The sequence below is a fragment of the Glutamicibacter sp. AGC46 genome (genome assembly GCF_053543715.1).
The window spans coordinates 386,389-391,267 of record NZ_JBLVOJ010000024.1 but is presented as its reverse complement, the minus strand read 5'-3'; the positions used below and the strand labels follow the sequence as shown (position 1 = coordinate 391,267).

The 4,879-nt window shown below is 57.1% G+C and carries 5 protein-coding genes and 1 pseudogene; 5 read left to right on the top strand and 1 reads right to left on the bottom strand.

Going from position 1 to position 4,879, the window contains the following annotated elements; all coding sequences use genetic code 11:
* Positions 1-133 precede the first annotated feature (133 nt).
* Positions 134-616, bottom strand: coding sequence for a hypothetical protein (locus ACNPM8_RS13865; RefSeq protein WP_133833055.1), 483 nt, complete (start codon positions 614-616; stop codon positions 134-136).
* An 823-nt stretch (positions 617-1,439) separates the two neighbouring features.
* Between ACNPM8_RS13865 and ACNPM8_RS13860 the strand changes: the two genes are divergently transcribed.
* The 5 genes and pseudogenes from ACNPM8_RS13860 to sufU all read left to right on the top strand — a co-directional run bounded on the left by ACNPM8_RS13860 (position 1,440) and on the right by sufU (position 4,850).
* Complete coding sequence (locus ACNPM8_RS13860; RefSeq protein ID WP_133833054.1) at positions 1,440-1,736, top strand: hypothetical protein; 297 nt, start codon at positions 1,440-1,442, stop codon at positions 1,734-1,736.
* Between the two features lie 214 nt (positions 1,737-1,950).
* A pseudogene (locus ACNPM8_RS13855) lies at positions 1,951-2,223 on the top strand (50S ribosomal protein L25); the annotation flags it as partial.
* 42 nt (positions 2,224-2,265) lie between these two features.
* Entirely contained in the window at positions 2,266-2,847 is a 582-nt protein-coding gene (gene pth, locus ACNPM8_RS13850) for an aminoacyl-tRNA hydrolase (RefSeq protein WP_105657104.1), read from the top strand.
* Positions 2,848-3,104: 257 nt separating this feature from the next.
* On the top strand, positions 3,105-4,397 hold the full coding sequence (locus ACNPM8_RS13845; protein WP_448940110.1) for a SufS family cysteine desulfurase: 1,293 nt from the start codon (positions 3,105-3,107) through the stop codon (positions 4,395-4,397).
* Positions 4,398-4,850 carry a Fe-S cluster assembly sulfur transfer protein SufU gene (sufU, locus tag ACNPM8_RS13840; protein WP_105657105.1) on the top strand — a complete coding sequence of 151 codons (453 nt, stop codon included), beginning with the start codon at positions 4,398-4,400 and terminating at the stop codon, positions 4,848-4,850.
* Positions 4,851-4,879: the final 29 nt, after the last annotated feature.

Here is a 4,879-nt window from a genome sequence, read left to right as displayed (position 1 = left end):
ACCTTAGGGTGCCGGCCAGAGGCGGTTAAGCGATCATTGACAGTGCCCGTAAGAGGAACCCCTTCTGGGACAGCTCGAAATAAATGCCGGTGTCGCTCTGCTTCATGCTTCGTTCCGTGTGGTGGAGCGAGGATTAGCCAGTGATCGCTTCCGCAACTAGCCTGGCGTCCTGAAGGTTGGCCAATACGAACTGATAGCGGTAGCCCTTTGAATCCGAGAAGGTCACGGCAGCGGTTCCACCCATATTCAGTCTCGTGAGGGAGCCGTGTTCATGCGTCGTGACGGGCCAGTTCACCAAGCCAAGGTTCATGCCGTTATCCGTTGAAACCGAAACTTCATGCACGTCCTGTAGTGGCACGACCCGCTTCCAGGCAGGACCGGTTAGAATGACCGCTTGATCATCAACCGTCACCGTGATCCTTGCCAGCCTCCAGCACCACATGACAGCAAAAATCAGGGCAACAGCAACTAAATAGAATCCCCAAAGCGATTCGATGACAGCTACCACGGCGAAAATAACCGCAAGGATTGCAAAGATGAGGGAACCGCTCCACCGCTGCCAACCGGGCAAGCGTTCTGCGAATCTGAGGCTTTCCGTCTCTGCTTGGGGTGTCATCGCGCTTCATCTCCTGATGGTTGGCGGCGGTTTGGAAACCACCAGTCTCACAAGAAGAACCCTATCGTTGCTTGCTGACTTGGCCCAAAGCGCTGATGTAGAACGCGGAGTAGTGCCGTATCGGGGCATCCGGTCGTCACCGGCCAGGGTATCCCTTAAGGGGAACGTTCACTGGGACTAGAGTTTCGAGATGTCCAGAATTAGCGCGTGTTTTTTGCCTGTTTTCTGTATACGAAATAAGTCGCTGCTGAACAGATCGCGGCAGCAAGCGAAAGTGCACCCCATAGCGGATTGACCGGAAAAGCAAAACCCGCAGCGACCAGGAGTAGGACAGTTGCACCAATCGATAGTGATTTCATTACACCAGACTATCTAATTTCGAGAATAGGCACGTCCAGCTGAGGCAATGTGACTTTCTGGGGAGTTCGTTGAGAGTGTCCCGCAAGCCGGTCGTCATACGGGATATACGTGTTCTTGACTCGGCTAATCTTTGAAACACCGAGTTTTCAAACACTTCGGATTCCCATATACCCCGCCCGAGAAAATGCCCGGTGAAGGTGCCTTATACAGACACGGAAAACTATTATTTATGGTGGATCAAGGACCAAGAGGGGCAGCATGGAACTTGGCATACGCCAGGTCGCTGTGGGAGGGCTGGAACGCGCTGAGCTACTGCAACGCATGGTCCAAACAGGGGTTCAGCTTAACGACTACGCCAAAATGCTGTTAGCCCACCGGATTTTCGATGAGGTTGTGTCGGCCCCAAAAGGTGACCGTGGTAAGTCGTAATCTGCGACAGCTTGGTCTGGAGGTCGGAGCAACGTTGACTCAGGTCCTTGAACGCGCAGTCAGCGTCGGATTGAAGTTGTGCCCCGCCATGACCGGCCCGTATCTGCGACTGGATTTTCTGGACCAAGCGTCTTCCAGCAATTCAGTGCTCAGTGATGGGAAGAAGCCGGCTGATTCGTTGGCCGTCGCTTCCGCGGCACCCGGCGATCAGGAATTCCCGCGCGGATTCTATCTGCGGATGGTGGATGGAGTGCCGCGGCTGCGCGGTTATCGCTGCGATGACGCCCACGGCTTTACGCTGGACGATACTTTTATTTTCCAAAGCCGTTGAGCGGAATCCAGGAATAGTGGCGTTCGCTACAGGTTTTCCCGTTGGCGATGGCAGCTGGTAGAATTGTTGACTGTGCCCAGGCGAGGGAAACACCAGCAATGGTGGGACCGTTATCGACAAGGCCGGAAAAGCTCTTTCATCTCCTAGATGTTGGATGCTTCCCGAGTCCACGCAAGGGCCTTAACGAAGCATTCATTTCCTAAGGAGAATTATCATGGCATCTGTCAACCTTGACGCCGTTGTACGTAGCGATTTCGGCAAGGGCGCTGCCCGCCAGGCTCGCCGCGATGGCCAGATCCCAGCAGTTGTCTACGGTGCAGGCTCCGAGCCACAGCACGTACTGCTTCCAGGCCGCGAAACCACCCTGGCCGTTCGCGACCGCGGTGTTGAGCTGGTTCTGAACATCGAAGGCAAGACCGTGAAGACCACCATCAAGGACATCCAGATCCACGCGCTGAACCGCACCGTTGATCACATGGACCTGATCATCGCTGCCTAATTACAGCGAACTAGGTTTTAGCTGAGCATCATGAGTGATGGAACTTGGCTCGTAGCCGGACTCGGAAACCCCGGGTCCGGCTACGCTGGCAATAGACACAATATCGGGCAGATGGTGCTCGATGAGCTGGCTCATCGAGTCGGCTCGAAATTCAAGACCCACTCCTCGCGTTCCCAGGTTGTCGAAGGACGCATGGGGGTTGGCGGTCCACGCATCGTGCTGGCCAAGCCCATGGTTTTCATGAATCTTTCGGGCGGGCCGGTAGCTAACGCGGCAAAGTTCTTCGGCATCGATGCCGCCCGGCTGATTGTCGTGCACGACGAGATCGACATTCCCTTCGATACCATCAAGCTCAAGCGCGGTGGCGGTGAAGGCGGGCATAACGGCCTGCGGGATATCTCCAAGGCCATGGGCTCCAAGGACTACCTGCGCGTGCGCGCAGGCGTTGGGCGCCCTCCGGGCCGCATGGATACTGCCAAATGGGTTTTGCAGGACTTCTCCAAGACCGAAAAGGCCGATCTTCCGTTTCTGATCGACAATTGCGCTGACGCAGTGGAATTGCTGATGAACTCGGGTTTGGAAGCTGCCCAGGCAAAATTCCATATCAGCTGACCACTGATCCCTATGGGGCGCGGTGAAGCCAAGCGGGGACCGCTGGGGACTTGAACGGTCCGCAGCGGTCCTCGACTTCATTAAATTAGGAAAGCTATGGACCGAGGCGTTCCTTACTAAGGCCTAACTTAGATGTGCTTCGAGGCCCGGAGTGGAATAATTACCCAATGTACCCCTTGCCTAATAGGCCTGTGACGATTCTTTGCCACGGCCTGCCGGGCATCCATGACAATTATTCGGAGGACCACGTGCACACGATGACCGGTCAGCCAGAAGCCCTTGAGGCGTTGACAGCTGGAGAAGTTGAGCGCATCAAGGCCGACTTTGAAATTCTGGAGCACCAAGTCAACGGCGTTGACGTTGTGTACCTGGACTCCGGCGCCACCAGCCAGAAGCCGCGTTGCGTCTATGAAGCCGAGCAGCACTACTACGAGAACGCCAACGCAGCAGTACACCGCGGTGCGCATTCCTTGGCAGTTGAAGCGACCGAGATCTTTGAGGAAGCCCGCGAGAAAGTCGCCAAGTTCATCGGTGCACGCACCAACGAACTGGTGTGGACTGCTAATGCCACCGAAGCGCTGAACCTGATCAGCTACTCGATGTCCAATGCCTCCTTGGGGCGCGGGGGAGAGGCCGCGGCCCGATTCCGCTTGGGCCCGGGCGATGAAATCCTCACCACCGAACTTGAACACCACGCGAACCTGATCCCGTGGCAGGAACTGGCTTTCCGCACCGGTGCTACGCTGCGTTACGTGCCAGTCACCGAAGACGGTGCACTGCGCTACGAATTGCTTGATGAGCTGGTTACCGAGAAAACCAAGCTCGTTGCCTTCACCCACGTTTCGAATGTGCTGGGCACCATCACCGATACCCAGAAGTTCGTTGACGCTGCCCGCAAGGTCGGCGCCCTGACCGTGCTGGACGGATGCCAGTCCGTGCCGCACCTGCCGGTCGACGTGAAAGCCTTGGACGTTGACTTCATGGCCTTCTCCGGCCACAAGATGCTCGGCCCAACCGGAATCGGCGCACTCTACGGGCGTGAAAAACTGCTCAACGCAATGCCACCGTTCCTCACGGGTGGATCGATGATCACCGTGGTGGACATGGAGCACGCAGAATACATGCCATCGCCGCAGCGTTTCGAGGCCGGAACCCAGCGCATCGCTCAGACCCACGGCTTGGCTACCGCAGTCAGCTACCTGGATGAAATCGGCATGGGCCGTATCGCGGCCTGGGAAGAGCACCTCGGAGCAATGCTCTATGAGGGCATCTCGAAAATCGAAGGCGTGCGCGTTTTCGGTCCGGCCGACGCGCAGCGTATCGGTACTGTCCCGTTTGAAGTGATCGGGGTGCACCCGCATGATGTCGGCCAGTACCTCGACTCGCGCGGCATTGCGGTACGCGTGGGCCACCACTGTGCGCAGCCGCTGCACCGCGCCCTGGGCGTGAATTCCACGACCCGCGCCAGCACCTATCTGTACAACACGGAAGAAGACATCAAGGCCCTGCTTGAGGCCTTGAGCTCCGTGCGCGAATACTTTGGAGTTTAAATGAACGAATTGGATCAGCTATACCAACAGGTCATCTTGGACCACTCGAAGCGCCGCATCGGTTCGCCGCTGGTCGAAACCACCGAAGGATTGCTGCACGGCGAGTCCCACCAGCACAACCCGATCTGCGGCGACCAGATCCGTGTCCGCGTAGAGCTCGATGACCAGGAGCATTTCACTTCGATGAGCTGGGAAGGCGATGGCTGCTCCATCTCCATGGCCTCTGCCTCGGTGCTGGCCGAGATGCTGCCTGAACTGACTAAGGAAGAATTTCTTGGAAAGCGGGACTATTTCCGCGAGATGATGCGCTCCAAGGGAAACTTCCAGCCGGATGAAGAGGTGCTGGAAGACGCTGCTGCCTTCGTCGGCGTCTCCAAGTTCCCCGCACGCGTCAAGTGCGCAATGCTCGCTTGGGTGGCCGCTGAGGTCGCGATGCACGAGGCCCGCAAATAGTAGCAAAACCAAACAGCTCGGGGGGGCTT

What these genes read in the sequence shown, in the direction of transcription:
- ACNPM8_RS13865 (WP_133833055.1), bottom strand. Translation starts at nt 616, where the DNA reads ATGACACCCCAAGCAGAGACGGAAAGCCTCAGATTCGCAGAACGCTTG.
- pth (WP_105657104.1), top strand. Translation starts at nt 2,266, where the DNA reads ATGAGTGATGGAACTTGGCTCGTAGCCGGACTCGGAAACCCCGGGTCC.
- ACNPM8_RS13845 (WP_448940110.1), top strand. Translation starts at nt 3,105, where the DNA reads ATGACCGGTCAGCCAGAAGCCCTTGAGGCGTTGACAGCTGGAGAAGTT.
- sufU (WP_105657105.1), top strand. Translation starts at nt 4,398, where the DNA reads ATGAACGAATTGGATCAGCTATACCAACAGGTCATCTTGGACCACTCG.